This is a genomic window from Streptomyces sp. NPDC058246, from assembly GCF_042881985.1.
Classification (GTDB): domain Bacteria; phylum Actinomycetota; class Actinomycetes; order Streptomycetales; family Streptomycetaceae; genus Streptomyces.
In genome coordinates, this window is sequence record NZ_JBHVWZ010000024.1 from 1 (window position 1) to 26,830 (window position 26,830).

General features: G+C 69.5%; 26 protein-coding genes, 1 rRNA gene and 1 riboswitch. Of the genes, 17 read left to right on the forward strand and 10 right to left on the reverse strand.

All coding sequences use genetic code 11. From position 1 onward, the window contains the following. The 11 genes from rrf to ACFVXA_RS28695 all read left to right on the forward strand — a co-directional run. Positions 1 to 94: ribosomal RNA gene (gene rrf / locus ACFVXA_RS28645) — 5S ribosomal RNA — on the forward strand; the annotation flags it as partial. A gap of 162 nt (positions 95 to 256) precedes the next feature. Then, positions 257 to 865, forward strand: coding sequence for a CDP-alcohol phosphatidyltransferase family protein (locus tag ACFVXA_RS28650; protein ID WP_362027815.1), 609 nt, complete (start codon positions 257 to 259; stop codon positions 863 to 865). 116 nt (positions 866 to 981) lie between these two features. Then, a complete protein-coding gene (locus tag ACFVXA_RS28655; protein ID WP_362027812.1) occupies positions 982 to 3,477 on the forward strand; it encodes a mannose-1-phosphate guanyltransferase in 2,496 nt (831 codons plus the stop codon). A 98-nt stretch (positions 3,478 to 3,575) separates the two neighbouring features. Then, positions 3,576 to 4,478 carry a DUF881 domain-containing protein gene (locus ACFVXA_RS28660; RefSeq protein ID WP_384024256.1) on the forward strand — a complete coding sequence of 301 codons (903 nt, stop codon included), beginning with the start codon at positions 3,576 to 3,578 and terminating at the stop codon, positions 4,476 to 4,478. Further along, entirely contained in the window at positions 4,475 to 4,807 is a 333-nt protein-coding gene (locus tag ACFVXA_RS28665; protein WP_003988855.1) for a small basic family protein, read from the forward strand. The genes ACFVXA_RS28660 and ACFVXA_RS28665 overlap by 4 nt, the downstream gene beginning before the upstream one ends. Positions 4,808 to 4,812: 5 nt before the next feature. After that, positions 4,813 to 5,727, forward strand: a complete 915-nt coding sequence (locus ACFVXA_RS28670) for a DUF881 domain-containing protein (protein ID WP_390027430.1) — start codon at positions 4,813 to 4,815, stop codon at positions 5,725 to 5,727. A gap of 61 nt (positions 5,728 to 5,788) precedes the next feature. Further along, positions 5,789 to 6,748, forward strand: a complete 960-nt coding sequence (locus tag ACFVXA_RS28675; protein WP_362027804.1) for an FHA domain-containing protein — start codon at positions 5,789 to 5,791, stop codon at positions 6,746 to 6,748. Between the two features lie 43 nt (positions 6,749 to 6,791). Beyond that, on the forward strand, positions 6,792 to 7,547 hold the full coding sequence (locus ACFVXA_RS28680; RefSeq protein ID WP_383907044.1) for a MerR family transcriptional regulator: 756 nt from the start codon (positions 6,792 to 6,794) through the stop codon (positions 7,545 to 7,547). Between the two features lie 86 nt (positions 7,548 to 7,633). Next, complete coding sequence (locus ACFVXA_RS28685) at positions 7,634 to 8,107, forward strand: bifunctional nuclease family protein (RefSeq protein ID WP_006123076.1); 474 nt, start codon at positions 7,634 to 7,636, stop codon at positions 8,105 to 8,107. Positions 8,108 to 8,325: 218 nt separating this feature from the next. Continuing rightward, a complete protein-coding gene (locus ACFVXA_RS28690; RefSeq protein ID WP_383746039.1) occupies positions 8,326 to 9,000 on the forward strand; it encodes a MerR family transcriptional regulator in 675 nt (224 codons plus the stop codon). A gap of 69 nt (positions 9,001 to 9,069) precedes the next feature. Next, positions 9,070 to 10,542, forward strand: a complete 1,473-nt coding sequence (locus ACFVXA_RS28695) for a DNA polymerase IV (protein ID WP_390027433.1) — start codon at positions 9,070 to 9,072, stop codon at positions 10,540 to 10,542. Here ACFVXA_RS28695 and ACFVXA_RS28700 read toward each other — a convergent pair. Further along, complete coding sequence (locus tag ACFVXA_RS28700) at positions 10,464 to 10,835, reverse strand: PRC-barrel domain-containing protein (RefSeq protein WP_389753223.1); 372 nt, start codon at positions 10,833 to 10,835, stop codon at positions 10,464 to 10,466. The two genes, ACFVXA_RS28695 and ACFVXA_RS28700, sit on opposite strands and share 79 nt — an antisense overlap. Positions 10,836 to 10,949: 114 nt before the next feature. Continuing rightward, a riboswitch (glycine riboswitch) is annotated at positions 10,950 to 11,045 on the forward strand. A 177-nt stretch (positions 11,046 to 11,222) separates the two neighbouring features. Between ACFVXA_RS28700 and gcvP the strand changes: the two genes are divergently transcribed. After that, positions 11,223 to 14,108 carry an aminomethyl-transferring glycine dehydrogenase gene (gcvP, locus tag ACFVXA_RS28705; protein ID WP_389749084.1) on the forward strand — a complete coding sequence of 962 codons (2,886 nt, stop codon included), beginning with the start codon at positions 11,223 to 11,225 and terminating at the stop codon, positions 14,106 to 14,108. A 133-nt stretch (positions 14,109 to 14,241) separates the two neighbouring features. On the opposite strand, the gene ACFVXA_RS28710 is transcribed toward gcvP, so the two are convergent. Beyond that, positions 14,242 to 14,448, reverse strand: coding sequence for a DUF5999 family protein (locus ACFVXA_RS28710; protein WP_148007936.1), 207 nt, complete (start codon positions 14,446 to 14,448; stop codon positions 14,242 to 14,244). Positions 14,449 to 14,819: 371 nt separating this feature from the next. Beyond that, on the reverse strand, positions 14,820 to 15,404 hold the full coding sequence (locus ACFVXA_RS28715; protein ID WP_383746042.1) for a hypothetical protein: 585 nt from the start codon (positions 15,402 to 15,404) through the stop codon (positions 14,820 to 14,822). 544 nt (positions 15,405 to 15,948) lie between these two features. Between ACFVXA_RS28715 and ACFVXA_RS28720 the strand changes: the two genes are divergently transcribed. After that, a complete protein-coding gene (locus ACFVXA_RS28720) occupies positions 15,949 to 17,466 on the forward strand; it encodes a glutamate--cysteine ligase (RefSeq protein WP_362027786.1) in 1,518 nt (505 codons plus the stop codon). Between the two features lie 27 nt (positions 17,467 to 17,493). Here ACFVXA_RS28720 and ACFVXA_RS28725 read toward each other — a convergent pair whose 3' ends face one another. Then, positions 17,494 to 18,198 (reverse strand): hypothetical protein, encoded by a 705-nt coding sequence (locus ACFVXA_RS28725; protein WP_390027436.1) that lies wholly within the window; start codon positions 18,196 to 18,198, stop codon positions 17,494 to 17,496. A 276-nt stretch (positions 18,199 to 18,474) separates the two neighbouring features. Here ACFVXA_RS28725 and ACFVXA_RS28730 point away from each other — a divergent pair, with 276 nt between their 5' ends. Continuing rightward, positions 18,475 to 19,275, forward strand: coding sequence for a type II CAAX endopeptidase family protein (locus ACFVXA_RS28730; protein WP_362027781.1), 801 nt, complete (start codon positions 18,475 to 18,477; stop codon positions 19,273 to 19,275). A gap of 158 nt (positions 19,276 to 19,433) precedes the next feature. Here ACFVXA_RS28730 and ACFVXA_RS28735 read toward each other — a convergent pair whose 3' ends face one another. From ACFVXA_RS28735 to ACFVXA_RS28745, 3 genes are all read right to left on the reverse strand, one after another. After that, positions 19,434 to 20,243, reverse strand: coding sequence for a PhzF family phenazine biosynthesis protein (locus tag ACFVXA_RS28735; RefSeq protein ID WP_383907031.1), 810 nt, complete (start codon positions 20,241 to 20,243; stop codon positions 19,434 to 19,436). Between the two features lie 438 nt (positions 20,244 to 20,681). Continuing rightward, a complete protein-coding gene (locus ACFVXA_RS28740) occupies positions 20,682 to 21,059 on the reverse strand; it encodes a VOC family protein (RefSeq protein ID WP_362027775.1) in 378 nt (125 codons plus the stop codon). A 101-nt stretch (positions 21,060 to 21,160) separates the two neighbouring features. Beyond that, entirely contained in the window at positions 21,161 to 21,976 is an 816-nt protein-coding gene (locus ACFVXA_RS28745; protein ID WP_390027439.1) for a DUF899 domain-containing protein, read from the reverse strand. A gap of 302 nt (positions 21,977 to 22,278) precedes the next feature. Here ACFVXA_RS28745 and ACFVXA_RS28750 point away from each other — a divergent pair, with 302 nt between their 5' ends. Continuing rightward, entirely contained in the window at positions 22,279 to 22,947 is a 669-nt protein-coding gene (locus ACFVXA_RS28750; RefSeq protein WP_383746055.1) for a PadR family transcriptional regulator, read from the forward strand. 89 nt (positions 22,948 to 23,036) lie between these two features. Here the strand turns inward: ACFVXA_RS28750 and ACFVXA_RS28755 are convergent, their stop codons facing one another. Both ACFVXA_RS28755 and ACFVXA_RS28760 read right to left on the reverse strand, forming a co-directional pair. Beyond that, the gene (locus tag ACFVXA_RS28755; RefSeq protein WP_383746057.1) at positions 23,037 to 23,465 is read right to left on the reverse strand and encodes an SRPBCC family protein; all 429 of its coding nucleotides are present in this window, start codon (positions 23,463 to 23,465) and stop codon (positions 23,037 to 23,039) included. Between the two features lie 214 nt (positions 23,466 to 23,679). Beyond that, on the reverse strand, positions 23,680 to 23,868 hold the full coding sequence (locus tag ACFVXA_RS28760) for a hypothetical protein (RefSeq protein ID WP_362027763.1): 189 nt from the start codon (positions 23,866 to 23,868) through the stop codon (positions 23,680 to 23,682). Positions 23,869 to 24,026: 158 nt separating this feature from the next. On the opposite strand from ACFVXA_RS28760, the gene ACFVXA_RS28765 reads away from it, so the two are divergent. Both ACFVXA_RS28765 and ACFVXA_RS28770 read left to right on the forward strand, forming a co-directional pair. Then, positions 24,027 to 24,611, forward strand: coding sequence for a Clp protease N-terminal domain-containing protein (locus tag ACFVXA_RS28765; RefSeq protein ID WP_390027441.1), 585 nt, complete (start codon positions 24,027 to 24,029; stop codon positions 24,609 to 24,611). Positions 24,612 to 24,928: 317 nt separating this feature from the next. Continuing rightward, positions 24,929 to 25,942 carry a DMT family transporter gene (locus ACFVXA_RS28770; RefSeq protein ID WP_390027444.1) on the forward strand — a complete coding sequence of 338 codons (1,014 nt, stop codon included), beginning with the start codon at positions 24,929 to 24,931 and terminating at the stop codon, positions 25,940 to 25,942. Between the two features lie 160 nt (positions 25,943 to 26,102). On the opposite strand, the gene ACFVXA_RS28775 is transcribed toward ACFVXA_RS28770, so the two are convergent. After that, the gene (locus ACFVXA_RS28775; RefSeq protein WP_384024241.1) at positions 26,103 to 26,810 is read right to left on the reverse strand and encodes a pyridoxamine 5'-phosphate oxidase family protein; all 708 of its coding nucleotides are present in this window, start codon (positions 26,808 to 26,810) and stop codon (positions 26,103 to 26,105) included. Between the last annotated feature and the right edge of the window lie 20 nt (positions 26,811 to 26,830).

Below are 26,830 nucleotides of genomic sequence, written 5' to 3' on the forward strand. Positions count from 1 at the left end.
AACGCCCGGTTACATTCCGAACCCGGAAGCTAAGCCTTACAGCGCCGATGGTACTGCAGGGGGGACCCTGTGGGAGAGTAGGACGCCGCCGAACTTCTTTTAGAGCTCCGGCTCTTGGGCATATCGCCCGAGAGCCGGAGCTTTTTGTTTTCCAGGGAGTTTTCCCAGAATGGCTCCACCCCTCCGCACCGTGCCGCGAAGGCTGCGGGTAAGGTCAGGGGGCATCGTCGGCTCGTTTCCCACAGGAGGCCCCCGGGTGGAGGTCCAGGAGACCCGCGTCCAGACGGACCGGGTCCTCACCATCCCGAACATCCTCAGCATGGCGCGCCTTGTCGGCGTGCCCATCTTCCTGTGGCTGATCCTCAGGCCGGAGTTCGGCGGTCCCAAGAGCGACGGTTGGGCGCTGCTCGTGCTCATGCTGAGCGGAATCAGCGACTATTTGGACGGGAAGCTCGCCCGGCGCTGGAACCAGATCAGCAGTCTCGGCCGGCTGCTCGACCCCGCGGCCGACCGGCTCTACATTCTGTCCACTCTCGTCGGCCTCACCTGGCGCGAGATTCTCCCGCTCTGGTTGACCGCTGCACTTCTGGCGCGAGAGCTGGTTCTGCTGGTGATGGTGGGTATCCTCCGGCGCCATGGCTATCCGCCGCCGCAGGTGAACTTCCTGGGGAAGGCAGCCACCTTCAACCTGATGTACGCGTTCCCGTTGTTGCTGCTCAGTGACGGCAGCGGGTGGATCGCGTCAGCCGGTGCGATTTTCGGATGGGCGTTCGCCGGATGGGGTACAACCCTCTATTGGTGGGCAGGAGTCCTCTACGTGGTGCAGGTCCGCCGGCTTGTCAGGGCGGACACCATGGCCGATTGAGCTCGGCCCGATTGGGCGGCTGAAGCGCCCCGATGGCCCCCGGTCGAAAACTGCGGGACAATCAGGACGAGCGAAGTCGGCTAGACCGTCGTCTCTTCAAGGAGGACGCTTCCGACATGAAGGCCGTCGTGATGGCCGGAGGCGAAGGCACACGCCTTCGTCCCATGACCTCAAGCATGCCCAAGCCGCTCCTGCCCGTGGTGAACCGCCCGATCATGGAGCACGTGCTCAGGCTGCTCAAAAGGCATGGGCTCAACGAGACCGTCGTTACTGTCCAGTTCTTGGCCTCTCTGGTCAAGAACCACTTTGGTGATGGCGAAGAGCTCGGCATGGAGCTCACCTATGCCAATGAGGAGAAGCCACTCGGTACTGCCGGGAGCGTGAAGAACGCCGAGGAGGCGTTGAAGGACGACACCTTCCTCGTCATCTCCGGCGATGCTCTGACCGACTTCGATCTCACCGACCTCATCAATTTCCACAAGGAAAAGGGTGGGCTCGTCACCGTCTGCCTGACGCGTGTGCCCAACCCCCTCGAATTCGGCATCACCATCGTCGACGAAGAGGGCAAGGTCGAGCGCTTCCTGGAGAAGCCGACCTGGGGGCAGGTCTTCTCCGACACAGTGAATACGGGCATCTATGTCATGGAGCCCGAGGTCTTCGACTATGTCGAGGCCGATGTGTCCGTCGACTGGTCCGGCGATGTCTTCCCGCAGTTGATGAAGGAAGGCAAGCCGATCTACGGCTATATCGCCGAGGGCTACTGGGAAGACGTCGGCACCCACGAAAGCTATGTGAAGGCGCAGGCCGACGTCCTGGAGGGCAAGGTCGACGTCGAGATCGACGGCTTCGAGATATCCCCGGGCGTATGGGTCGCCGAGGGCGCCGAAGTGCATCCCGACGCCGTGCTCCGCGGACCGCTCTACATCGGGGACTACGCCAAGGTCGAGGCGAACGCCGAGATTCGCGAGCACACCGTGGTCGGCTCCAACGTCGTCGTCAAGAGCGGTGCGTTCCTGCACCGGGCCGTCGTGCACGACAACGTGTACATCGGACAGCACAGCAATCTGCGCGGCTGCGTCATCGGGAAGAACACCGACATCATGCGGGCCGCCCGGATCGAGGACGGCGCCGTCATCGGCGATGAATGCCTCGTCGGCGAAGAATCGATCATCCAGGGCAACGTACGCGTCTACCCGTTCAAGACCATCGAGGCCGGCGCCTTCGTCAACACCTCGGTGATCTGGGAGTCGCGCGGTCAGGCGCATCTCTTCGGTGCGCGCGGTGTGTCCGGAATCCTGAACGTGGAGATCACCCCGGAGCTCGCTGTGCGCCTCGCAGGGGCGTACGCGACGACGCTCAAGAAGGGCTCCACCGTCACGACGGCTCGTGACCACTCCCGAGGTGCTCGTGCGCTGAAGCGGGCGGTCATCTCGGCGCTTCAGACCAGCGCCATCGACGTACGCGACCTGGAGAACGTACCCCTGCCGGTGGCCCGACAGCAGACCGCCCGGGGCAGTGCGGGCGGGATCATGATCCGGACGACACCCGGTGTCCCGGACTCCGTGGACATCATGTTCTTCGACGAGCAGGGCGCCGATCTGTCGCAGGGGGGTCAGCGGAAGCTGGACCGGGTGTTCGCGCGGCAGGAGTACCGGCGTGCGTTCCCGGGAGAGATCGGCGATCTGCACTTCCCGGCCAGCGTCTTCGACTCGTACACGGGATCGCTGCTGAGGAATGTCGACACCACCGGAATCTCCGAATCCGGGCTCAAGGTGGTCGTGGACGCCTCGAACGGCAGCGCCGGACTCGTACTGCCCAGCCTCTTGGGCAAGCTCGGCGTGGACTCGCTGACCATCAATCCCGGTCTCGACGAATCCAGGCCTACGGAGACGGCGGACACGCGCCGGGCCGGTCTGGTGCGGCTCGGTGAGATCGTGGCGTCGGCGCGGGCCGCCTTCGGAGTGCGGTTCGACCCGGTGGGTGAGCGGCTCTCGCTCGTCGACGAGAAGGGGCGGATCGTCGAGGACGACCGCGCTCTGCTCGTCATGCTCGACCTGGTTGCCGCGGAGCGGCGCAGCGGGCGGGTGGCACTGCCGGTGACCACCACGAGAATCGCCGAGCAGGTGGCGGCTTACCACGGGACTCAGGTGGAATGGACGACCACCTCTCCGGACGACCTGACGAGGGTCGGGCGTGAGGAGTCGACGATCTTCGGTGGTGACGGTCGCGGCGGCTTCATCATTCCCGAGTTCAGCAGCGTGTTCGACGGCGCCGCCGCCTTCGTACGACTCATCGGGCTGGTGGCGCGGACGCAGCTCACGCTCAGCCAGATCGACGCGCGGATTCCGCGGGCGCACGTCCTCAAGCGCGATCTCGCTACTCCTTGGGCAGTCAAGGGACTTGTGATGCGCCGGGTCGTTGAGGAGGCCGGAGACCGGTTCGTGGACACGACCGACGGCGTTCGGGTCGTGGAGACCGACGGGCGCTGGGTGATGGTGCTCCCCGACCCCGCCGAGGCGGTCACGCATCTGTGGGCCGAAGGCCCTGACGACGCCTCCGCGGAAGCCCTGCTGGACGAATGGGCGGCTGTCGTGGACAGCGCCGGTCGCTGAAACACCCCGCACGCGCGCGTGCCGGACAAGTGCCCCCAAGGGGGCCTGTCCGGCACGCCGGTGGGGCCATTCGGAGGTAGCAGCCGCGGCGTGCGACGATGTGCGGCATGCCGCAGCAGCCCCCCGTTCGGAGCAGTCCGCCGCGCCCCTCGCGCCCGGACGCTTCCATGTCGCTGCTCACCAACGTCATGGACCACAGCCTCGACGACGGATACGCCGAGGCGGCCGCCCGTAAGAAGGCCGAGGGCTCCGGTGGCATGCCGAAAACGGTGCGGGCGAAGCTCGGTCTCGCCGCGGGCCTCGTCCTCGCGGCCCTGGTGGTGACCGTGGGAGCGGCCAACGCGCGGATCGCGGCCCCGGTCGTCGCCAAGGAGCGCCAGGAGCTCATCGACCGCATCGAGCGGCAGACCACGGCCGCCGACAAGCTCGAGAGCAATGTAGACACGCTGCGCGCCGACGTGAGCGCCCGGCAGCGCCAGGCGCTCAAGAAGAGCGGCGGCGAACAGGCCGACCTGGTGAGCATCCTGTCGGGTGCCACCGATGTGCACGGACCCGGCGTGAAACTCGTCGTGAACGATGCCAAGGAAGCCAGCACCGGCGGTGACGGCAATCCGCGGGAGACCTCCGGGTTCTCCGACACCGGGCGGGTGCGCGACCGTGACATGCAGCGCGTCGTCAACGGGCTGTGGGAGTCGGGCGCCGAGGCCATCGCGATCAACGGACAGCGGCTGACGGCCCTGTCGGCGATCCGGGCCGCGGGTGACGCGATACTGGTCGACAACAAGCCGCTGGTGCCGCCGTACACGGTGCTCGCGGTGGGGGACGGCCAGCGGCTCAGCACCAGGTTCCAGAACAGCGCCGACGGGCTGTATCTGCACGCCCTGCAGGAGAACTACGGCATCCGGACCAGCATTTCCGTCGAGGACGACGTCCGGTTGTCCGCCGCACCGAGTGTGATCGTACGTACAGCACAGCCGAGCACAGAGAAGGGCACATCGTGATCGCCGTACTGGGCCTCGTCGTGGGAGTCGTGGCTGGATTGTTGGTCCGGCCCGAGGTTCCGGCGGTCGTCGAGCCTTATCTTCCGATCGCCGTGGTGGCGGCGCTCGACGCCGTGTTCGGAGGCCTGCGCGCGATGCTCGACGGCATCTTCGACGACAAGGTCTTCGTGGTGTCGTTCCTGTCGAACGTCGTCGTCGCCGCGCTGATCGTCTTCCTGGGCGACAAGTTGGGCGTCGGCGCCCAACTCTCCACGGGCGTCGTCGTCGTGCTCGGCATCCGCATCTTCTCCAACGCCGCCGCGATCCGCCGGCACGTGTTCCGGGCGTGAGGCCGATGAGCAACGAGGACGAGACCCCAGAGCCCTCAGGGACCCCCAAGCCGTCAGGGACCCCGAAGCCCTCGGGGACCCCTGAGCGTTCAGGGACGCCGGAGAACCGGCTGCGCAAGGAACTACCCGAAGAGGTGCCCGCCGAGACTCCCGGGAATATCGGGCCGGAGCGGCATGAAGCGGACACCGCATCGTCGTTGACCGGACGTCAGCGGCTGCTCAAGGGGCTGTGGCCGCCGCGTGTGACGCGTGCGCAACTCATCGTCGCCCTGCTGCTGTTCGGCCTCGGCTTCGGGCTGGCCGTGCAGGTCGCCTCCAACAGTGACAGCGGCAGCGCGCTGCGCGGTGCACGTCAGGAAGATCTCGTACGCATCCTCGATGAACTCGACAACCGAACTCAGCGTCTTGAGGACGAGAAGCAGGGTCTCGAAGATCAGCGCACCGAGCTGGAGAACAGCTCGAACCAGGCCGAGGAGGCCCGCAAGCAGACGGTCGAGAAGGAGAAACAACTCGGCATTCTGGCGGGAACCGTGGCTGCGCAGGGACCCGGCATCACCGTGACGATCGACGACACGAAGGGGACGGTCAAGGCGGACATGCTGCTCGACGCGATCCAGGAGCTGCGCGCGGCCGGCGCGGAGGCGATCCAGGTGAACGGCGTACGCGTCGTCGCCGGCACCTATCTGACGGACTCCGGCAGCGGAGTGAAGGTCGACGGGAACAAGATCACCCAGCCCTACCGTTTCAAGGTCATCGGCAAGCCGCAGGACCTGGAGCCGGCGCTGAACATCCCCGGAGGCGTGGTGCAGACACTGGAGAAGGAGCAGGCCACTGTCACGGTGGACCGCTCGACGAAGATCGTTGTGGACGCCTTGCGACCGGCGAAGCGGCCTGACTACGCTCGGTCGTCCTCCCAGTGAGCCGGGGCCGCATGGGCGGCGCCCGGCCAGGGCAGGAGGTTGCGGGGGGTCGGCGCACCGAATGGGTGGTGCGTGGTGGAAACTGTCTGGTGGATACGGACGTTGTGAGGATGTCCGGGTCGACCGGTGTGTTCAATCAGGGTTCGTCCTGCCCCACGGGCGGGTCTGTTTCGGTCAAGGGGAATCGCCCGTGAAGTTGTTTGCGAAGTTGTTCGGCAAGAGCGCACGAGAGGGCAGTGGCGACAACGCGACCGCCCGGCACCGTGCACCGCGCCATGGAGACGCGGAGGGCCAGGGCGGCGACCGCCCACTGTTCCGGGACCAGGTCGGCGACATTCCCGGTGGTCAGGGCGCGCCGTCTGTTGACCCTGCCCAGTCCGGCCGCATAGGTTTCGGGGATCCGTCACCCTCAAGTGCGGGTGGAGGGTTTGCCTCCGATCCGTACGCGTCCCATGCCCCTGGTGGGCAGCCGCGGCAGGAGGATCCGTCCATGTCGGCCCTGGTGTGTACGAGGTGCGGTAACCGCAACGCGGAGAACAGCCGCTTCTGCTCCAACTGCGGTGCGCCGCTGCGCGGCGGGGCGGAGCGTCCGTCGGAGACGACGTCCACGATCTCCATCTCGGGCCTTGAGGCCTACGACGCCGAGGTCACGGGCCAGACTCCGTCGCCGATGCTCTCCCCGGAGGCGCAGGCGGCCGTCGACGCGCTGCCGCTCGGTTCGGCGCTCCTGGTGGTGCGCCGTGGCCCGAACTCGGGCAGCCGCTTCCTGCTGGACAGCGACCTCACCACGGCGGGGCGCCATCCGCAGAGCGACATCTTCCTCGACGACGTGACCGTGTCGCGTCGCCATGTGGAGTTCCGCCGCGCCGCGGACGGCTCGTTCACGGTCGCCGACGTAGGCAGCCTGAACGGCACGTACGTCAACCGTGAGCGGATCGACCAGGTCGCTCTGTCGAACGGTGACGAGGTGCAGATCGGCAAGTACCGGCTGGTCTTCTACGCGAGCCAGCGGGGCATCTGACCCTCCCCCAGACTCCGTCAGGGGGACCCTCCAGGGAAGGTCCATGCTTCGAACACCGAGCGGCGGTGCCGGCAGCGGTACCGCCGCCGCGGACAGTGGGCTGATGAGCATCGGCGTGGTGCTGAACGCGCTGCGCGACGAGTTCCCCGAAGTCACGATCTCCAAGATCAGGTTCCTGGAATCGGAGGGGCTCGTCGAGCCGCAGCGAACCCCTTCGGGGTATCGCAAGTTCAGCGCCGACGATGTCGAGCGGCTCGGGCACGTCTTGAGGATGCAGCGGGACCACTATCTGCCGCTGAAGGTGATCCGCGAGCATCTGGACGCCCTGGAGCGCGGTGAGGCGGTCCGGCTGCCGTCCGTGGGGCGTCAGCGCGACTCCGGTGACGGGGAGCAGCTGGGAGATCTCTTCGGCGAGCCCGAGGCGCCCACAGCGGCCCGGGTGGGCCGTGCCGAGCTGCTGGCGGCCGCCGAGATCGAGGAGCGGGAGCTCGCGGAGTGGGAGGCGTACGGGCTGATCGCGCCGCTGCCGGACGGGGCCTACGACGCCGAGGCGGTGACCGTAGCCGCGCTCGTCGTGGAGCTCGGGCGGTTCGGAATCGAACCGCGCCATCTGCGCGCGATGAAGGCCGCGGCCGACCGTGACGCGGGGCTCGTGGACCAGGTGGTGGCCCCGCTGCGACGGCACCGCAACCCCCAGACCAGGGCGCACGCCGAAGCGCGTACGAAGGAGCTCGCGGGGCTCACGGTGAAGCTGCACGCGGCGCTGGTACAGACCGCGCTCGGCGTGCGACTGCCCTGACCCGGGGCGCCCGCCCAGCCTGTGGATCGTCCACCCGTTCTGTGCCCGACTACCCAAACGTCCCGGGCACGGCCTAGGGTTGCTGTGTGAACGAGCTCGATGTCGTAGGTGTCCGGGTCGAAATGCCCTCCAACCAACCGATCGTGCTTCTGCGTGAAGTGGGAGGCGACCGCTACCTCCCCATCTGGATCGGACCGGGGGAGGCGACGGCGATCGCCTTCGCCCAGCAGGGCATGGCCCCCGCGCGACCGCTGACCCACGACCTGTTCAAGGACGTGCTGGAGGCCGTCGGCCAGGAGCTCACCGAAGTACGCATCACGGACCTGCGTGAGGGCGTCTTCTACGCGGAGTTGGTGTTCGCCAGCGGCGTCGAGGTGAGCGCGCGGCCGTCCGACGCCATAGCGCTGGCCCTGCGCACCGGTACGCCCATCTACGGCAGCGACGGGGTGCTCGACGACGCCGGCATCGCGATCCCGGACGAGCAGGAGGACGAGGTGGAGAAGTTCCGCGAGTTCCTCGACCAGATCTCGCCCGAGGACTTCGGCACCAACAGCCAGTGACGCCTCGTAGCGTCAGGCGGCTCCGGGCGGCAATTGCCCGCGTCCCGTGTGGTGTGCCGCGGTCCGCTCCGAGAGCATTCGGCTAGCCTTTCCCCGCGGTGGGGCACGGGAAACCACTCTTAGGGTGATTATCACTCGGCGTGCCGAGTGTGGCGATCGTTGACGCGCCCCTGGTGACTGCCTACCGTCGAGAGGGCAGGTCAAGGACGGAGGTCGGCGTGAGAAGCAGCGGCGACGGTACGGCTGGGGGTGCCCCCGGACGTGGTCTGGGGGAGAGCGGCCCGTACCCTCCCCCAAGCTCTCGGCTCGGCTCGAGCGGGGGGTATCCCCATCACGGCAGCGCGGCCGATCCCGTTCCGCGGCGGCCGACGGCAGTGCCGAGCGAGGGAGGGGCGGTTTCCGAGGAGATCGGCTACCGCGGTCCCACGGCGTGCGCGGCCGCGGGCATCACCTATCGGCAGCTGGACTACTGGGCGAGGACCGGTCTGGTCGAGCCGAGTGTGCGGCCCGCCTACGGGTCCGGGACGCAGCGCCTCTACAGCTTCCGGGACGTCGTCGTCCTGAAGATCGTCAAGAGGTTCCTCGACACCGGGGTGTCGCTGCAGAACATCCGGACCACCGTCCAGCACCTCAGGGAGCGCGGCTTCAGGGACCTGGAGCGGATGACGCTGATGTGCGACGGCGCGACGGTCTACGAGTGCACATCCCCCGATGATGTCCACGCGCTGCTCCAGGGCGGCCAGGGCGTCTTCGGGATCGCCGTGGGCGTGGTGTGGCGCGACGTCGAGAACGCGCTGTCACAGCTGCACGGTGAGCGTGTGGACACGGGCGAGACGCTCGTCGGACACAACCCCACGGACGAGCTGGCGCGGCGGCGCAATCGCGCGGTCTGACGCGGCAGGTCCCCGTCGATGCCCCGGCGTGCCGGGGCATTGTCAGTGGCGTAGGGCAGCATCGGAGATGTGAGAACCGCGCCCACGATCCTGCATCTCGACATGGATGCCTTCTTCGCCTCGGCGGAGCAGGCGTCCAAGCCGAGCCTGCGCGGGAAGGCCGTCGTCGTGGGCGGGCTCGGACCCCGCGGAGTCGTCGCCACCGCCTCGTACGAGGCACGTGTCTTCGGGGTGCACTCCGCGATGCCCATGGCCCAGGCGCGCCGACTCGCACCGAACGCCGCGTACCTTGTGCCGCGGTTCGGGCTCTACCGGGAGGTCAGCGAGCAGGTGATGGCGCTGCTGGGGGCCCTGTCGCCGCTGGTGGAGCCCTTGAGCCTGGACGAGGCCTTCGTGGACCTGGAGGCGGGTGACACGGCCTGGGACGAGGCCTCGGCGCGGTTGACCGGGGCGAAGCTGCGCGCGGACATCCGGGCGGTCACGGGGCTGACGGGTTCGGTGGGGCTCGCCGCGTCCAAGATGCTCGCGAAGATCGCCTCGGAGCAGGCCAAGCCCGACGGTCTGGTGCTGATAGAGCCGGGCACCGAGCGCGCGCTGCTGGGACCGATGTCGGTGCGGACGCTGCCCGGCGTGGGGCCCGCCACCGGGGACCATCTGCGGCGGGCCGGCATCACCACGGTCGACGAGATCGCCGAGGCGGGCGAGGACGAGCTCGTACGGCTGCTGGGCAAGGCCCATGGGCACGCGCTGTACGCGATGGCGCTGGCCCACGACGAGCGGCCCGTGGTGGCCGAGCGGGAGACCAAGTCGGTGTCGGTCGAGGACACGTACGACGTGGACATCCACGACCGTGTGCGGGTCGGTCTGGAGGTGCAGAGACTCGCCGACCGGTGTGTGCAGCGGCTGCGCGGGGCCGGGCTGTCGGGGCGGACCATCGTCCTGAAGGTGCGCAGGTACGACTTCTCGACGCTGACCCGCTCCGAGACGCTTCGGGGGCCCACGGACGACCCGGCGGTCGTGCGGGAGGCGGCCGCGCGGCTCCTGGACGCGGTGGACACGACCGGTGGCGTACGGCTGCTGGGGGTCGGCGTGTCCGGGCTCGCCGACTACACGCAGGAGGACCTGTTCGCACAGGCGCAGGCGGCTGCCGGGGAGCTGGCGGCGCAGGAGCATGCCGCCGAACATACGGAGGAGGCGGCGGAGGAGTCCGCCGTGGAGCAACTGCCGCCCGCCGAGCGGCGCTGGCCCGCGGGCCACGACGTGCGGCACACCGAGTACGGGCACGGATGGGTGCAGGGCAGCGGGCTCGGGAGGGTCACCGTGCGGTTCGAGACGCCCTACTCCGAGCCAGGGCGCGTACGGACGTTCCGGACCGACGATCCACAGCTGGAGCTCGCGGATCCGCTGCCCCTGGTGGAGCGAAGACCGGAAGATCCGGGGCCCGGGGTTGCGGACCCTGGCCCTCAGATGTCCTCCGTGCCCGCGAGCCGGCCGAAGTCGCGGTCCGGTGGTGGCGCAGGAGGCGCCACGTCGAGGCCGTAGTGGTGGTAGAGCTGGAGTTCCTGTTCGGGGGAGAGGTGGCGTCCGACGCCGAAGTCGGGAGCGTCCTTGATCAGGGCTCGGTCGAAGGGGATGCGCAGCGTGCCCTCGACGAGTTCACTGGGCTCCAGGGGCACGAAGGCGTCCCTGCTGAACAGGCCTGTGCGTATGGCCGCCCACTCCGGGACGCCGGTCGCGTCGTCGAGGTAGACCTCGTCGATCGTGCCGATCTTGGTGCCATTACGGTCGAACGCCTTGCGGCCGATCAGGTTGCGCGGATCGATGTCGGTCTGCACGTGCCCTCCTCTTGGTCGCAAACTCATCCGTAAGCACTACAAAAGAGCACATTCAGGCGGGCGGCCACTCGAAGGCTCGGGCCTTGTCCTCGCTGGTAGGCTGACAGCGGCTGCTGACCCCGTGCGGGAGAGTCCTCCAGACTTCACCGGAGGCGCCGAAGGAGCAAATCCTCCCCGGAATCTCTCAGGCCCACGTACCGCACGGACGAGGTCACTCTGGAAAGCAGGGCGGGTGTCGATGGCCCCCGCTCTCACCGACGGTGAAAACCGGTTCGTCAGCGGACGGCCCGGTGAAGCTCTCAGGTTGAGATGACAGAGGGGGAGGCCGTCGGGGTACCCGTGCCGGGGTGCCCCTCGAAGGTCGCGTCAGACCAGGAGGCCTCCGCAATGACCGCCCATCGCATTCCGCTCGCCGAGCTCGAACAGGGAATCCCCTTCGAGCAGCGCCACATCGGGCCCGACTCCGAGGCGCGGGCCAAGATGCTCGCACAGGTCGGCTACGGCTCGCTCGACGAGCTGACCGCCGCCGCGGTGCCGGACGTCATCAAGAACGCCGAGGCGCTGGAGCTGCCGGGTGCGCGCACCGAGGCCGAGGTGCTGGCCGAGCTGCGCTCCCTCGCGGACCGCAACCAGGTGCTCGACTCGATGATCGGCCTCGGTTACTACGGCACGTTCACGCCGCCGGTGATCCTGCGCAATGTCATGGAGAACCCGGCCTGGTACACCGCGTACACGCCGTACCAGCCGGAGATCTCGCAGGGCCGTCTTGAGGCGCTGCTCAACTTCCAGACCGTGGTCGCCGAGCTGACCGGACTGCCGACCTCCGGTGCCTCGCTGCTCGACGAGGGCACGGCGGCCGCCGAGGCGATGGCGCTGTCCCGGCGCATGGGCAAGAACAAGAAGGGCCTGTTCCTGGTCGACGCGGACGCCCTGCCGCAGACCATCGCCGTCATAGAGACCCGTGCCGAGCCGACCGGCGTCGAGGTCGTCGTCGCCGACCTCGGCGAGGGCATTCCGGCCGAGATCGCCGAGCGCGAGATCAACGGCGTGCTGATCCAGTACCCGGGCGCCTCCGGTGCCGTCCGCGATCTCAAGCCGGTCATCGAGCGGGCGCACGAGCTCGGCGCGGTCGTCACCGTCGCCGCCGACCTGCTCGCCCTGACCCTGCTGACCTCGCCCGGCGAGCTCGGCGCCGACATCGCGGTCGGTACGACGCAGCGCTTCGGTGTGCCGATGGGCTTCGGCGGTCCGCACGCCGGTTACATGGCGGTGCGCGAGCAGTTCGCGCGCAGCCTGCCCGGCCGGCTGGTGGGCGTGTCCGTCGACGCGGACGGGCACAAGGCGTACCGCCTCGCCCTGCAGACGCGGGAGCAGCACATCCGTCGTGAGAAGGCGACCAGCAACATCTGTACGGCTCAGGTGCTGCTCGCCGTGATGGCCGGCATGTACGCCGTCTACCACGGTCCCGAGGGCCTGAAGACCATCGCCCGTCGTACCCACCGCTACGCCACGCTTCTCGCCGAGGGGCTGAAGGCGGGCGGAGTCGAGGTCGTGCACGGCGCGTACTTCGACACGCTGACCGTACGGATCCCGGGCCGCGCCGCCGAGATCGTGGCGGGCGCCCGCGACCAGGGCGTGAACTTCCACCTCGTGGACGCCGACCACGTGTCGCTCTCCTGCGACGAGACCACCACGCGGCGGCAGCTGGGCGCCGTGTGGACCGCCTTCGGTGTCCAGGGCGACGTCGAGGCGCTGGACGCGACCGCGCAGGACACCCTGCCGGCCGCGCTGCTGCGCACCGACGACTACCTCACGCACCCGGTCTTCCGGCAGCACCGCTCCGAGACCGCGATGCTGCGCTACCTGCGCAAGCTCTCCGACCGCGACTACGCGCTCGACCGCGGCATGATCCCGCTCGGCTCCTGCACGATGAAGCTCAACGCCACCACGGAGATGGAGCCGGTCACCTGGCCCGAATTCGGGCAGCTGCACCCCTTCGCGCCCGCCGAGCAGGCGCAGGGCTACCTCACGCTCATCCGTGAGCTGGAGGAGCGACTCGCCGAGGTCACCGGGTACGACAACGTGTCGCTGCAGCCCAACGCCGGTTCGCAGGGCGAGCTGGCCGGTCTGCTCGCCGTACGCGGCTACCACCGTGCCAACGGCGACGAGCAGCGCACCGTCTGCCTCATCCCGTCCTCCGCGCACGGCACGAACGCCGCGAGCGCCGTGATGGCCGGCATGAAGGTCGTGGTCGTGAAGACCGCGGACGACGGCGAGATCGACGTCGAGGACCTGCGCGCCAAGATCGAGCGGTACCGCGACGAGCTGTCCGTGCTGATGATCACGTACCCCTCGACGCACGGCGTGTTCGAGGAGCACGTGGCCGACATCTGCGCCCAGGTGCACGAGGCGGGCGGCCAGGTCTACGTCGACGGCGCCAACCTCAACGCGCTGGTGGGTCTCGCCAAGCCGGGCCACTTCGGCGGCGACGTCTCGCACCTGAACCTGCACAAGACGTTCTGCATCCCGCACGGCGGCGGCGGTCCGGGTGTCGGCCCGGTCGGTGTGCGCGCGCACCTGGCGCCGTATCTGCCGAACCACCCGCTGCAGCCCGCCGCCGGCCCCGAGACCGGTGTCGGCCCGATCTCGGCCGCTCCGTGGGGTTCCGCGGGCATCCTGCCCATCTCGTGGGCGTACGTCCGTCTCATGGGCGGCGAGGGTCTCAAGCGCGCCACGCAGGTCGCGGTGCTGTCGGCGAACTACATCGCCAAGCGCCTGGAGCCGCACTACCCGGTGCTCTACACCGGTCCCGGTGGCCTGGTCGCGCACGAGTGCATCATCGACCTGCGTCCGCTCACCAAGGCGACCGGCGTCACCGTCGACGACATCGCCAAGCGGCTGATCGACTACGGCTTCCACGCGCCGACGATGTCCTTCCCGGTGGCCGGCACGCTGATGATCGAGCCGACCGAGTCCGAGGACCTGGGCGAGCTCGACCGGTTCTGCGACGCGATGATCGCGATCCGCGCGGAGATCGAGAAGGTCGGCTCGGGCGAGTGGGTGGTGGACGACAACCCGCTGCGGGGCGCGCCGCACACCGCTGCCGCGCTCGGCGGGAAGTGGGAGCACGCGTACTCACGCGAGGAGGCCGTCTTCCCCGCCGGGGTGTCGGCCGCGGACAAGTACTGGCCGCCGGTGCGCCGGATCGACCAGGCGTACGGCGACCGGAACCTGGTCTGCTCCTGCCCGCCGCTGGACGCCTACGAGGACTGATCAGCGCACGGAACATGGACGCCTACGGGGAGTGATCACCCTCGGACATGCGTCGGGGCCGGTTCGGAGTCAATGTCTCCGGGCCGGCCCCTCGTGTGTCTGGGCGGCTTGTCCTGCCGCCCGGTTGTGCGGCTCAGGCGGCCGTCATCACGTGTTCGCTGCCCAGTGGACGGTGCGGGGCGATGATCTGGCCGTCCGGCAGGAGCTCACCGGTGTCCTCGAAGAGCAGAACGCCGTTGCACAGCAGGCTCCATCCCTGCTCCGGGTGGTGCGCCACGAGACGGGCGGACTCCCGGTCGGCTGATTCGGCTGACGGACAGGGTGGCTGGTGCTGGCACATGGATGGGATCTTTCGCTGGGTCGAGAGATGAGTGATGGCTGTGGTGTCTGTCCCGCGGCTCGATGTGTTCATGGCCGCCCCCCGTTGGTGTGTGGTCTGGAACCCAGTGTTGCCCTACGGGCGTCGATCCGCAGGGATTTAGCGGCACCGCTTCTCACAGGTTGATGACGCATCACCCGTGCGGACGGTTCATCCCAACTGCACTGTCTCTTCGGGTGGTTCGTGGTGGCCGAATGGGGCTAGTCCGGTCGGGTCCGGGAGGCGTTTCCCCTCGTACGAGCGGGGTCGGGCCCCAACGAGCACCCGTGCCCCGCGGCCGTGGGAACGGCGGCGGGGCACGGGGGCCTGTGCTGACGAGAGGACGAGGGGACTTACGCGGGCGAGCTCAGCAGCGGTGCCGGAGTGACCCGGTGGGTGAGCACCGGCAGCAGTTCGGCGACGCGGTGCGGGCGGTGCGCGGCGATGCCGGGCGGGGCGGGCGCCAGCGGTACCAGGAGGTCGGTGGCCGCCGGGTGGCCGGCGGCGCCGTCCGCGGTGCTGTCGCCGTGCAGCCAGAGCGTGAGCATGTACAGCTCGGGGACGGACAACAGACGTGCCTGGTACGACCCCTGAATGCTCTCCGCCTGGCGCAGCGCGCGCTCGGTCGCGGCGATGTACGGGCCCTCGAAGAAGTGCGAGAAGGCCCAGCCGTCTGGGGTCAGCACGGTGTCGGCCGCGGCCACCGCGCGGTCGCCGCAGCGGATGAGGAACCGCCACCCGGCGAGCCGGGTGGCGGAGGCGCCCGCGGGAGTGATCCGGTCCAGGACGTGTACCGGGAGCGGGAGTTCGGGGGTCGCGGGTCCCTGGGCCATGCGCAGGGACGGGGTGGGCGCCTCGCGGACAGCGGTGGGGGAACCGAGTGCCGTGAGGACGGTGCGCAGGGCGGGCGCGGGAGCCGGGGGTACGTGCAGCGGCATGGTGGGTCGCCTCTCATTCGACAGGCACAGTGGCGCGAGGGCGGGGGCGGACGGCGCTGTCAGCTCTCGGGGTCGGAGGGGCGTGGGGGTCTGGATCTGCCGACGGGATGTCGCCTGCCGTACATCACCTGAACGACAGGACCTAGGACCGCGAGCGCCAACTCTCTGCCTCGTGTGCGGAGTTTATACGAGACGTGTTCGCACGGTGTTTCGTCTAGTCGCCTCGAATATGAAGCACAAGGCGATATTCGGTCGGCGAAACGAGCGATTCATCCCGATTCTGCGAGGCAGAACGGCGATGACCTCGGAATGCTTCCGCAGAGCGGTCGGCCGATTCTCGTCGGCGTTTTTCACGAGATCATGTCGAGCGGTAACTTGCACAATGCACCTTGCCCCGTGAATGTGCCGCGGGAACACGGGTACAGGGTAGCGGTCGGAGGGTGCGTCCAGGGCGTTATCGATCGCGCAGCCTGGGCATCATCCCCCGTGACCCGGGACGTCAGGGCCGGAGCAAGCGCCTGCCCATCCGAGGAGGGACACTTCGATGGGGGAGAAGGTCGTGGCAGGGCCGTTCGACCTGTCCGATCGCCAGCGCTACCGCGAGAAGCTCCGGCAGTGTCTGACGGGGCTGGAGCGGCTGCTGGAGGAGAAGCGGTTCGATCGCCCGAAGAACCTCATGGGACTGGAGATCGAGCTGAATCTCGCGGGATCAGACGGCATGCCCAGAATGATGAATGCGCAAGTTCTCGAGAGGATTGCGAGCCGCGATTTCCAAACAGAACTCGCCATGTTCAACCTGGAAGTCAACATAGCCCCCCATCGATTGGGCGGCCGGGTATTCGACCGGCTCGCCGAGGAGCTGCGCACCTCGCTCGGGTATGCCCACCGGAAAGCGAACGAAGTCGACGCCGGAATCGTGATGATCGGAATTCTGCCGACACTCGGCCAGGAACACCTGGTCTCCGCGAACCTGTCGGACGTCGACCGCTACACCCTGCTCAACGACCAGATCGTGGCCGCCCGCGGCGAGGACTTCGTCCTCGACATCGACGGTGTGGAGCGTCTCGTCTGTACGTCGAAGTCCATCGCGCCGGAGGCCGCCTGCACCTCGGTGCAGCTGCACCTCCAGGTCACCCCGGGCCGGTTCGCCGATGTGTGGAACGCGGCGCAGGCGGTGGCCGCCGCGCAGATCGCGGTGGGCGCCAACTCGCCCTTCCTGTTCGGTCATGAGCTGTGGCGCGAGTCGCGGCCCCCGCTGTTCCAGCAGTCCACCGACACCCGTCCGCCCGAGTTGCAGGCGCAGGGGGTCAGGCCGCGCACCTGGTTCGGCGAGCGGTGGATCTCCTCGGCGCACGACCTCTTCGAGGAGAACGTGCGCTTCTTCCCACCCCTCCTGCCGATCTGCGACGAGGAGGACCCACTCGGCGTCCTGGACGCCGGAGGCACCCCCAAGCTCGCCGAACTCGTGCTGCACAACGGCACGGTGTACCGCTGGAACCGGCCCGTGTACGGCATCGCCGACGGCGTCCCGCATCTGCGCGTCGAGAACCGGGTGCTGCCCGCGGGCCCCACCGTCACCGATGTCATCGCCAACGCGGCCTTCTACTACGGGCTCGTCCGGGCGCTCGCCGAGGAGACGCGGCCCGTGTGGACGCGGCTGTCCTTCGAGGCCGCCGCCGCCAACTTCGACGCCGCCTGCCGGCATGGCATCGACGCACGCCTGGAGTGGCCGCGGCGCGGCCGGTACAGCGGGACCACGCAGGTGGACGCCGTCCACCTGGTCCGCGACGAACTGCTGCCGCTCGCCGCGGCCGGGCTGGACGCGTGGGGCGTCGAGCCCGCCGACCGGGACTTCTATCTGGGCGTGATCGAGGACCGCTGCCGGCTGCGCGTCAACGGCGCGACCTGGCAGGCGACCACCTTCCACCGGGCCCTGGAGAAGGGGCTCGGGCGGGATGCGGCGCTGGCCGCGACGACCAGGCGGTACGGCGAGCTGATGCATCTCGGGGAGCCAGTGCACACCTGGCCGGTGGGGCTGCCCGAGCCGGTTCCGCTGGGGTGATCCCGAGCCCGTACTCCTCGGGCCGGGTCAGCCCCGGCTGCCCGCCTCCACGATCGCCTTCAGGATCACCGAGTGGATCTGCGCCGGGTCATTGACCTGGTGGCCCGAGCCGCCGGTCGCCTTGGCGATCTGCTCGGCCTCCTCCTTGTCGGCGTCCGGGCCGACCGCGATCGCGATCAGCGGGACCGGGCGCTCCGGGTCGGTGAGCTTCTGGAGCTGGGCGACGAGTTCGGAGCGCGAGATGCTGCCCGGATCCTGGTTGACGCCGTCGGTGAGCAGGACCAGCGCGTTGAACTTTCCCTTCGCGTACGAGGACGTCGCGGCGCTGTCCGCGGCGACGCGCCGCACCCACACGTCGGAGTCCGGCACCCACACCTGAACGCCGTCGGACCCCTTGCCGGACCGCAGGGTGTCGGTGAACTTGTATGACTCCCGGGCAGTCACGCCGATGTCGAGACAGCGGCCGTCGGAGGTGATGTTGTTCCTGCGGGCGTGCTCGGCGGTGGCCCTGAGCGCGGGCGCCACGTCCGGTGACGCGGCGATCTCGAGGCGGACGGCGTGGTCCTGACAGGAGGCACCGAACGAGAACAGGTCACCGCGGACGGCGGCCGCCGTGCCCGCGGCGACGGTGAGGACGAGCACCGTCGCGGCGGCCACATTGCGGCGGCGCGCGCGGGGGCGGGGGTCGGCGGCGCCCGCCCCGTACTCGTCGGGCAAGTTGTGACGTCCCATGACGTGGTGCCCCTCCCTGTTCAGCTTTGAGCCCCTGAGCCGTGGGTTTCAGCTGAGCTTTGAGCCCTGAGCCGTGAGACAGCCGTAAGCGTGAGACAGCCGTAAAGGTGAGACAGCCGTAAGCGTGAGACAGCCGTAAGGCAGACAAAGGGGAGGTACGCCTCGTACGGCGCCCGTCACCCCAACGGCCTGTCGCGCACGATCTTCGCAACTTCTTTCGAGACCCTAGCGGGGCGAAGATGGGGATGCGGCGGGATTACTCAACTGGAGGCGCGAGTGCAGGTGGAGGCGGGGTCGGTGGCCGATTCCTTTCCGAGGGAGCGGCTGACACGACGGATTTTCCGGGACGAGACGCTGCTCGTCCTCGGGCTCTCGCTCGGTGCGAGCGGGGTTTCCGCGCTGATCAGCTTTGTCGGGTCGGTCACCAAACCCGGGGGGCTCAAGGACCAGGCGGCCACCCTCAACGCCTCGGCCGCGCCGGGCCGCCCCTGGCTTGATCTGGCCTGGCAGTTGTTCGGGATCGCGTCGGCTCTGGTGCCGGTCGCGCTGGTCGCGCACTTCCTGCTGCGGGAGGGCGAGGGGCTGCGGGTGATCGGTTTCGACCGCACGCGGCCGTGGCCGGACCTCGGGCGCGGAGCCGCCGTCGCGGCGGTCATCGGCAGCACGGGCATCGCCTTCTATCTGGCGGCCCGGGGGCTCGGCTTCAACCTCACCGTGGTGCCGGAGGCGCTGCCCGACGTGTGGTGGAAGTACCCGGTGCTGGTCCTGTCGGCCGTACAGAACGCGGTGCTGGAGGAGGTCATCGTCGTCGGGTATCTGCTGCGCAGGCTCGGACAGTTGGGCTGGACGCCGGGCACCGCGCTGATCGCCAGCTCCGTGCTGCGCGGCTCGTACCACCTCTACCAGGGCATCGGCGGGTTCGTCGGCAACATGGTGATGGGTGTGGTCTTCGTCTACCTCTACCGGCGTTGGGGACGGGTCGGACCGCTCGTGGTGGCGCACTCGCTGCTCGACATCGGCGCGTTCGTCGGGTACGCGCTGCTGGCGGGGAGGGTGGGGTGGCTGCCGACGGCCTGAGCGGAGGCTGCGGGTACTCAAGGGCGTACGGGTGCAGTTACTCCAGGGGCGTACGGGAATCTCGTACGCCCCTGGAGTGTGCTGTTACGCGGGGGTTGTGCGGGCTCTTACGCGCTGTTACGCGCGTTGTGCCGGCTCTTACGCGCTCTTACGCGCTCTCACGCGAGCAGCTCGCCCTCGATGACCGTGACCGCGTGGCCCGTCAGGAGGGTGCGGTCGCCGCGCAGCCCGGTGCGGACGAGGCCGGAGCGCGGGGAGGCCTGCAGGCCGGTGAGGTCGGGGCGGCCGAGGCGCTCGGACCAGTAGGGGGCGAGGGCCGTGTGGGCGCTGCCGGTGACCGGGTCCTCGTCGATGCCGACGTTCGGGAAGAAGCAGCGCGAGACGAAGTCGTAGCCCCGGGAAGGGTCTTCGGCGCGTGCGGTCGCGATGATGCCGCGCTCGGAGTACCGCGCGAGCGCCTTGTGGTCCGGCGTGAGGCCCAGGACCGTCTTCTCGTCGGCGACTTCGACGAGCAGGTCACGGACGTTCGGGCCGGTGTCGAAGGCCGTGCGCGGCGCGGCGCCCAGCGCCTCGGCGGCACCGGCCGGGACCTCGACGGGGGTGAGCGGCGCGGTCGGGAAGTCCAGCGTGAGGGAACCGTCCTCGTGCGGTGTGGCGACGAGGACGCCGCTGAGCGTGGCGAACCGGACCGGCCCCTCGTGGACGCCCGTGGAGTGCAGGACATGTGCGGTGGCCAGCGTCGCGTGCCCGCACATCGCGACCTCGGTGGCGGGGGTGAACCAGCGCAGCGCCCAGTCGGCCGCGCCGCCCTCGGGAAGGCGGTGGGCGAACGCCGTCTCGGCGTGGTTGACCTCCAGGGCCACGTTCTGGAGCCAGGCGTCGTCCGGGAAGGAGTCGAGGAGCAGGACCCCGGCCGGGTTGCCGGAGAAGGGGCGGTCGGTGAAGGCGTCGACGATTCGAATCCGCATGGCCCGACGCTAGCCATGCCGCAAAGCCGTCGGCCAAGGCCAATCCCCGGGACCTGGACTGGTTTGCCGCCTGACCTGGGGCTCGGCGTCCCCTGAGGCCGGCCTCGTCGCGCCTGAGGCCGGCCATATCGCGCGGCGGGCCGCAGCCGGGTCCGGCGCACCGTGGGACGCAGCCGGGTCCGACGCACCGTGGGACGCAGCCGGGTCCGACGCACCGTGGGACGCCTCCGGCGCAGCGCTGGGCGACGACCGGGCCCTCCGGGATACGACGTTCGGTGGTGGCCGGGGGCTGCTGTCGTTTCGGGTCGATGACGACGCCGAGATGATCCACGTGTTCGCGAACAGCGGGTTCGGATGCCGCTTCTCTTGCTACTGCGGGCCGGGTACGTCGCCTGCGGACCCTCCACGCGAGCGCGGCCTCGTTGCCGACGAGGGTCGTCACAGTGCGTCGAGGCGGGCCTTGAGCAGGCAGAACTCGTTGCCTTCGGGATCGGCGAGGGTGTGCCAGGACTCCTCCCCGGTCTGACCGATGTCGACGAATCGGGCCCCGGCTGCCAGGAGGCGTTCGAGCTCGGCGTCCTGATCGCGGTCGGTGGCGTTGACGTCGATGTGCAGTCGGAGTTTCTCCTTCTTCGGCTCGTCGCTGGGGCTGAGGATGATCGTCGGCTGCGGGCCGCCGAACCCTTCGCGCGGCCCAATCTCGATGCTGCCCTCGTCGCGATCGAGCACTACGAAGTCCAGGACCTCGCACCAGAACCGCGCCAGCACCTCGGGGTCGTGGCAATCGAGCACCAGCTCACTGATACGGCATGCCATTGACGAAACCTACTCTCAGCGTGGGAACTGCCGGGGTCGCCGCCCGCGGATCTCCGGGGCGAACACTCTTCATGAGCGTCGACGGCGTCGGCAAGGGTGCGTCAGTGGTGGTGGCCGTGCCGGCCGAGGGTCTCCACGGGGGTCGCGCCGGGGCGGGTCCACTGCGGCACGGGACGGCTGGTCGGGCCCCAGGTGGCGACGCCGTCGGCGTCCGAGCGCCAGTACCAGCAGGCCTGGCGGCCCACGGGCGGGTGCCCCTCGCGGACATCGCCGGTCGCGGGCCGGCCCTCGGGGTTGTCCTCCCACGCCTCGCCGCGGCCGTAGGGCGTCATGTCGAGCAGGCTGAGGGACCCGTTGACCGGCTCGTTGCCACGGCCCGTCGTGGAGTAGGTGAGGAACACGCGGTCGCCGTCGCGCAGGAAACAGACGATGTGCCCCATATCTCCGCCGACCGGCGCGTCCACGTCGCGCACCGAGTACCAGGGCTGGGTGTAGCCCATGAACTCGACGTAGGGAGCCACCTCGTCCCAACGGCCCGTGGTCAGGATGGCGAACGAGACGCCCCGGGCGTTGAGGTAGACGGCATCCTTCAGGTGCCAGGCCGTGGTGGTGCAGCCCTCGCACTGCCCCTGGTGCGGCGCGCCGTCGTGCCACATGTGCTTGTAGACCACGAGCTCGTCGCGCCCTTGGAACAGGTCCAGGAACGGGACCGGCCCGTCGGCGCCGGTGACCTTGACCGTCCCGTCGAGCTCGACCATCGGCAGCCGCCGCCGGGCCGCGGCGATCGCGTCGCCCTCACGGGTGTGCGCCTTTTCGCGGACCAGCAGTTCCTCGCGCGCCGCCTGCCAGGTGGCCAGGTCGACGACTGGCGGCTTGCCGGGGAGGTCGCTGTTCGCGTTGCCGGGCGTGGTCGTCATGGTGTCCTCCGTGGTGTCTCGAGCCGGGCGGCGTCGTACGCCGTCCTGCGACGCCTATGACTCTCACCAGAACAGACTCGCGACCCGGCCGGAACTCATCGCGGCAAGCTTCGTGAGATCAGAGATCAGAGATCAGAGATCAGAGGTGAGAGATCAGAGGTGAGAGATCAGAGGTGAAAGATCAGAGCGACCTTCGCTGAGACAGGTCGCCTGCCCGCTGGCCTCGGGGGTTGCCATGGGGGCGGTTACCGATATATCGTTGACGCATCGCGACCGATCAACGATGGAATGGAGTGATTGCGATGCGTTCCCGTGGACAAGACTTCGGATACGAACACGGACATGGACACCACGGCGGACCCGGTCCTCGTGGTCGGGGCGGCTTCGAGGGACGGCGTGGGGCTTTCGGGCCCTTCGGGCCGGGTGGTCCCGGTGGTCCCGGATTCGGCGGTGGCCCTGGCTTCGGTGGCGGTCCCGGCTTCGGCCCGGGCCCCTGGGGCGGGCGCGGCGGCCGGGGCGGACCCCGGGGCAGGGCGCGGCGCGGCGACGTGCGCGCGTCGATCCTGGCCCTGCTCAAGGACCGGCCCATGCATGGTTACGAGATGATCCAGGAGATCGCCGAGCGCAGCGGCGGGGCGTGGAAGCCCAGCCCGGGTTCGGTCTACCCGACCCTCCAGCTCCTGGAGGACGAAGGTCTGATCACCAGCGAGGCCGAGGGCGGCAAGAAGCTGTTCTCGCTCACCGAGTCCGGCCGCAGCGCGGCCGACGAGGGGCCCGACGCGCCTTGGGAAGAGGCCGGGCGCGGGGTCGACTGGGAGACGCTGCACGAGATCCGGCAGGCCGGCTTCGGTCTCATGGAGGCCTTCGGCCAGGTCTGGAAGACCGGCAGCAAGGACCAGCGCGACAAGGCGGTGGCGGTCATCAACGAAGCCCGTAAGAAGCTGTACCTGATCCTCGCCGACGAGGACTGACGGTGTGCCGTGGTACCTGAGGGCGCCCTGCGGAACTGTTTCCGCGGGGCGCCCTTCGTGTGTCCGTGTTGTCCGTGAGCGCGTGTGCGTCAGGAGACCAGGCCGCCCAGCTTGCGCAGCGACTCGTTCAGCGCGGCCGTCGCCGAGTCCTTGAGCTTGCCCGCCATGAGTGAGACGGCCGCGCCGGTGAACTCGCCGTCGATGCGGACCGTCGTCGCCTCACCGTCGGGGGTGAGCGTGTACCGCGTGGCGACGTTCACGGCCATCGGGCCCTTGCCGCGGATGGCCAGGACGCGGCCGGACTCCAGGGCGTCGACGGTCCAGGTGACCTCGGCGGGGAAGCCCATGAGCTTCATGTTCTCCTCGAAGGTGCCACCCACTTCGAGGGTCTCGGGCCCGCCCTTCGGGAAGCTGGTGTGGGTCGCGTTCCACTCGCCGTACGCGGACCAGTCCGTGAGCTGGGCCCAGACCTTCTCGGCGGGCGCCTCGATACGTGCTTCCGCGCTGACTTCGGCCATGCGACCACCCCTTCGTGTCGGGCGCTGCGCCCGGCGCAGCTACGGTGTCGCGGAACGTAGCCGCAGGCCCCGGAACATTCAATACTGATGAACCGTCAGAAATTGTGGAGAGGGGCGGGGAAGAGCGGGAGCGGAGGGGACGGGAGGGAGGGGTGCGGGAGAGAAGGGGGTGGGAGGGGACGGGAGGGAGTGCGGGGGAGGCGGCCGACGAGGGTCAGGCCCCCCGGCGTATCACCGCCGCGTCGAACAGGTCCCACGCCCTCGGGTGGGGGCCCTCGTCGTGGCAGTGCCAGGCCTCCCAGAACAGGTCGGCGAGCTGCGCGTCCTCGGGGGCGTACACGCGGTACACGTACTCCCTGCCGTCGATCGCCGGCAGGGCCACCAGCCAGCACCTGCTCTCCATGTCCGGTGGGACGAGCGCCGGAGCGAACCGGTTGCGCGTGGGGCGCGCGGCAAAGCGGCGCGCCTCAGGGGGAAATCGGCGCGAAGTCATCCGTAAGGAGGAGAACCCGCTCATGGATGCCCACCCTGTGTCGGACGCCGAAATGGTGCCAGCCGGGGATGACCCGGCTCGAAGAGACTGATGGGGTAGGGGTTGTGCCATCCCGTATTCCCCAGCAGTCCGCCGCCGAGAGCGGCTCGAACCGTACGGACGTCGATGCCGGGCTCAGTGCCGATCTCGCGTCGGTGGTCTCCGGCGCGCGCAGGAGAGCACTGCGGGACGGGGACCGGCAGATCGACACCGCCCATCTGCTCCACTCGCTTCTGGAGTCCGACCCCGACGTGCGCGCGGTCTTCGACGGCGGACCGCAGATCGCCCGCCTGCTCGGCTACCTCGTGCAGCGCAGCATCGGCTACGGATTGCGCTGGCAGAGCAGCGTCGAGAACTCCGGCGGCGTGCCGGTGGTCGCCGAGGCGGGCTGGTCACCGGTGGCGGCCGGTGCGATGGAGGGCGCCTATGCGGGCGCGCTGCTGCGGGGCGACGATCAGGCCCGTCGCCTCGATCTGCTCGCGGCGATAGTCGCCGATCCCCAGTCGCGGGCCGTCGAGGTTCTCGGCCGTGCGGGCGTCGACACCCGGGTACTGCTGCGGCGTATCGAGTCGCAGTTCGAGGAGTACGCGGGGCGGGGCGACGACGGCCGCTGAGCTCCGCGGAGTCGGGGTGTGCCATGGGGAGGTCGGGAACGGGGCTCCGGGTGAGGTGACAGCGGAACACCGGGCGGTTCGGTGCTGACCTCTGGATGAGTCGTGAGTCGTGAGTCGTGAGTCGTGAGTCGTGAGTCGTGACCGGTGACCGGTGACCAGTGAGCGGTGAGCGGTGAGCCGTGAGCCGTGAGCCGTGAGCCGGAGTCGTGAGTCCGGGGGGCCGAGCCGGGCTGAGGGCGGGGCGGTCCCGGTGGTGAAGTCCAGCCGTTGAGACAGGTGTCATCGAGGGTGACGCTCATGTCGTCGCCTGTCATCATGTGCCGGTGCATACGTCTCAAGGCAGTCAGGGCAACCGTGGAAGGAGCGTCGGCCTCGGCCTCGCGCTCGTGTCGGCGGTCGCCTTCGGTGGATCGGGTGTCGCGGCCAAACCGCTGATCGAGGCGGGTCTCGACCCGCTCCACGTGGTGTGGCTGCGGGTCACCGGCGCCGCGCTGGTGACGCTGCCGCTGGCCGTACGCCACCGGGCGCTGGTACGGCAGCGTCCCGCGCTGCTGGCCGGCTTCGGGCTGCTCGGCGTGGCCGGTGTCCAGGCCTGCTATTTCGCCGCGATCTCCCGCATCCCGGTCGGCGTCGCACTGCTCATCGAGTACCTCGCCCCCGCGCTCGTGCTCGGCTGGGTGCGCTTCGTGCAGCGCCGGGCCGTTACGCGCGCCGCGGCGCTCGGGGTCGTCCTCGCGGCCGCCGGTCTCGCCTGCGTGGTCGAAGTGTGGTCGGGGCTGAGCTTCGACGCCGTCGGACTGCTGCTCGCGCTGGGCGCGGCCTGCTGCCAGGTCGGCTACTTCGTCCTGTCCGACCAGGGCAGCGACGCGGGCGACGCGGCGCCGGACCCACTCGGCGTGATCGCGTACGGGCTGCTCGTCGGCGCCGTCGTGCTGACCCTCATCGCGCGCCCCTGGACCATGGACTGGTCCGTGCTCGGGGGAACCGCCGACATGAACGGGACGTCCGTGCTCGCGGCGCTGCTCCTCGGCTGGATCGTGCTGATCGCGACCGTCATCGCGTACGGCACCGGCGTGCTCTCCGTCCGCAGGCTCTCCCCGCAGATCGCGGGCGTCGTGGCCTGCCTCGAAGCGGTGATCGCGACCGTCCTGGCCTGGATACTGCTCGGCGAGCACCTCTCGGCACCCCAGATCGTCGGCGGCGCGGTGGTGCTGCTCGGTGCGTTCATCGCGCAGTCGTCGGCGCCCGCGAACCCCTCGGACGGCGCGGTCGCCGGGGCCGGTGGCAGCGACGCCGAACGGGAGCTGTCGGCCCGGGGTGCCGCCGTCTAGCGGAGCGGATCCCGCCTTCGACACCCCCTGCTTCTGCGCCTGCGCGGACCCGGTCTTCGACGTGTCGGTCGTACGCGTACGGAGGCTCGCCGGCAGGCCGCTCACGGCGAGCCACCGATGTCACGCGTCGTCGTCAGGTGCCCAGGAGTGAATCGGGGCGTCAGAGGGCCGACAGGTAGTCGGGGATGTCGATGCCGGGGGCCAGGTCGTCGGCCGGGACCGGGGTGCCGTGCCCCTTGGTCAGCGGGACGACGCCGGTCCAGTGGGGGAGCGTGAGGTCCTCGGCGTCGTCGTTGGGGCCGCCGGTGCGCAGCTTCGCGGAGACTTCCTCCAGGTCGAGGCGGATCACCGCGGTGGCGGCGAGTTCCTTGGCGTTCGCCGGGCGGGAGTCGTGCGAGCGGCCGGGGACCACATGGTCGACCAGCGCGTCCAGGGCCTCGCGCTTCTCGTCCGGGTCCGTCACCTGGTGGGCGATGCCGTGCACCACCACGGAGCGGTAGTTGAGCGAGTGGTGGAAGGCCGAGCGGGCCAGGACCAGGCCGTCGACGTGCGTCACGGTCAGGCAGACCGGCAGCCCGGGGTCGGCCTGTCCCGTCATCCGCAGCGGGCGCGAGCCCGTCGAGCCGTGCACATAGAGGCGCTCGCCGACGCGCCCGTAGAGCGTGGGGAGCACGACCGGGGCGCCGTCGCGGACGAAGCCGAGGTGGCAGACGTAGCCCTCGTCGAGTATCGCGTGCACCAGGTCGCGGTCGTACGCGGCGCGCTCCTTGGAGCGGGTGGGGACGGTGCGGTCGGTCGGGGCGTAGGCAGCGGGCTGTGTCGTCCCGGGTCGCGTGCTCATCTCCGGCGGGGTGCTCGTCTCCGGCATTGCGTGCTCCATTGTACTAG

Coding starts and splice junctions, on each gene's coding strand:
- ACFVXA_RS28760 (WP_362027763.1), bottom strand. CDS start 23,868: ATGGAGAGCAGGTGCTGGCTGGTGGCCCTGCCGGCGATCGACGGCAGG.
- ACFVXA_RS28655 (WP_362027812.1), top strand. CDS start 982: ATGAAGGCCGTCGTGATGGCCGGAGGCGAAGGCACACGCCTTCGTCCC.
- ACFVXA_RS28720 (WP_362027786.1), top strand. CDS start 15,949: ATGGGGGAGAAGGTCGTGGCAGGGCCGTTCGACCTGTCCGATCGCCAG.
- ACFVXA_RS28755 (WP_383746057.1), bottom strand. CDS start 23,465: ATGGCCGAAGTCAGCGCGGAAGCACGTATCGAGGCGCCCGCCGAGAAG.
- ACFVXA_RS28735 (WP_383907031.1), bottom strand. CDS start 20,243: ATGCGGATTCGAATCGTCGACGCCTTCACCGACCGCCCCTTCTCCGGC.
- ACFVXA_RS28765 (WP_390027441.1), top strand. CDS start 24,027: ATGACCCGGCTCGAAGAGACTGATGGGGTAGGGGTTGTGCCATCCCGT.
- ACFVXA_RS28750 (WP_383746055.1), top strand. CDS start 22,279: ATGCGTTCCCGTGGACAAGACTTCGGATACGAACACGGACATGGACAC.
- gcvP (WP_389749084.1), top strand. CDS start 11,223: ATGACCGCCCATCGCATTCCGCTCGCCGAGCTCGAACAGGGAATCCCC.
- ACFVXA_RS28710 (WP_148007936.1), bottom strand. CDS start 14,448: ATGTGCCAGCACCAGCCACCCTGTCCGTCAGCCGAATCAGCCGACCGG.
- ACFVXA_RS28740 (WP_362027775.1), bottom strand. CDS start 21,059: ATGGCATGCCGTATCAGTGAGCTGGTGCTCGATTGCCACGACCCCGAG.
- ACFVXA_RS28680 (WP_383907044.1), top strand. CDS start 6,792: ATGCTTCGAACACCGAGCGGCGGTGCCGGCAGCGGTACCGCCGCCGCG.
- ACFVXA_RS28715 (WP_383746042.1), bottom strand. CDS start 15,404: ATGCCGCTGCACGTACCCCCGGCTCCCGCGCCCGCCCTGCGCACCGTC.
- ACFVXA_RS28725 (WP_390027436.1), bottom strand. CDS start 18,198: ATGGGACGTCACAACTTGCCCGACGAGTACGGGGCGGGCGCCGCCGAC.
- ACFVXA_RS28660 (WP_384024256.1), top strand. CDS start 3,576: ATGTGCGGCATGCCGCAGCAGCCCCCCGTTCGGAGCAGTCCGCCGCGC.
- ACFVXA_RS28775 (WP_384024241.1), bottom strand. CDS start 26,810: ATGCCGGAGACGAGCACCCCGCCGGAGATGAGCACGCGACCCGGGACG.
- ACFVXA_RS28675 (WP_362027804.1), top strand. CDS start 5,789: ATGGGTGGTGCGTGGTGGAAACTGTCTGGTGGATACGGACGTTGTGAG.
- ACFVXA_RS28745 (WP_390027439.1), bottom strand. CDS start 21,976: ATGACGACCACGCCCGGCAACGCGAACAGCGACCTCCCCGGCAAGCCG.
- ACFVXA_RS28670 (WP_390027430.1), top strand. CDS start 4,813: ATGAGCAACGAGGACGAGACCCCAGAGCCCTCAGGGACCCCCAAGCCG.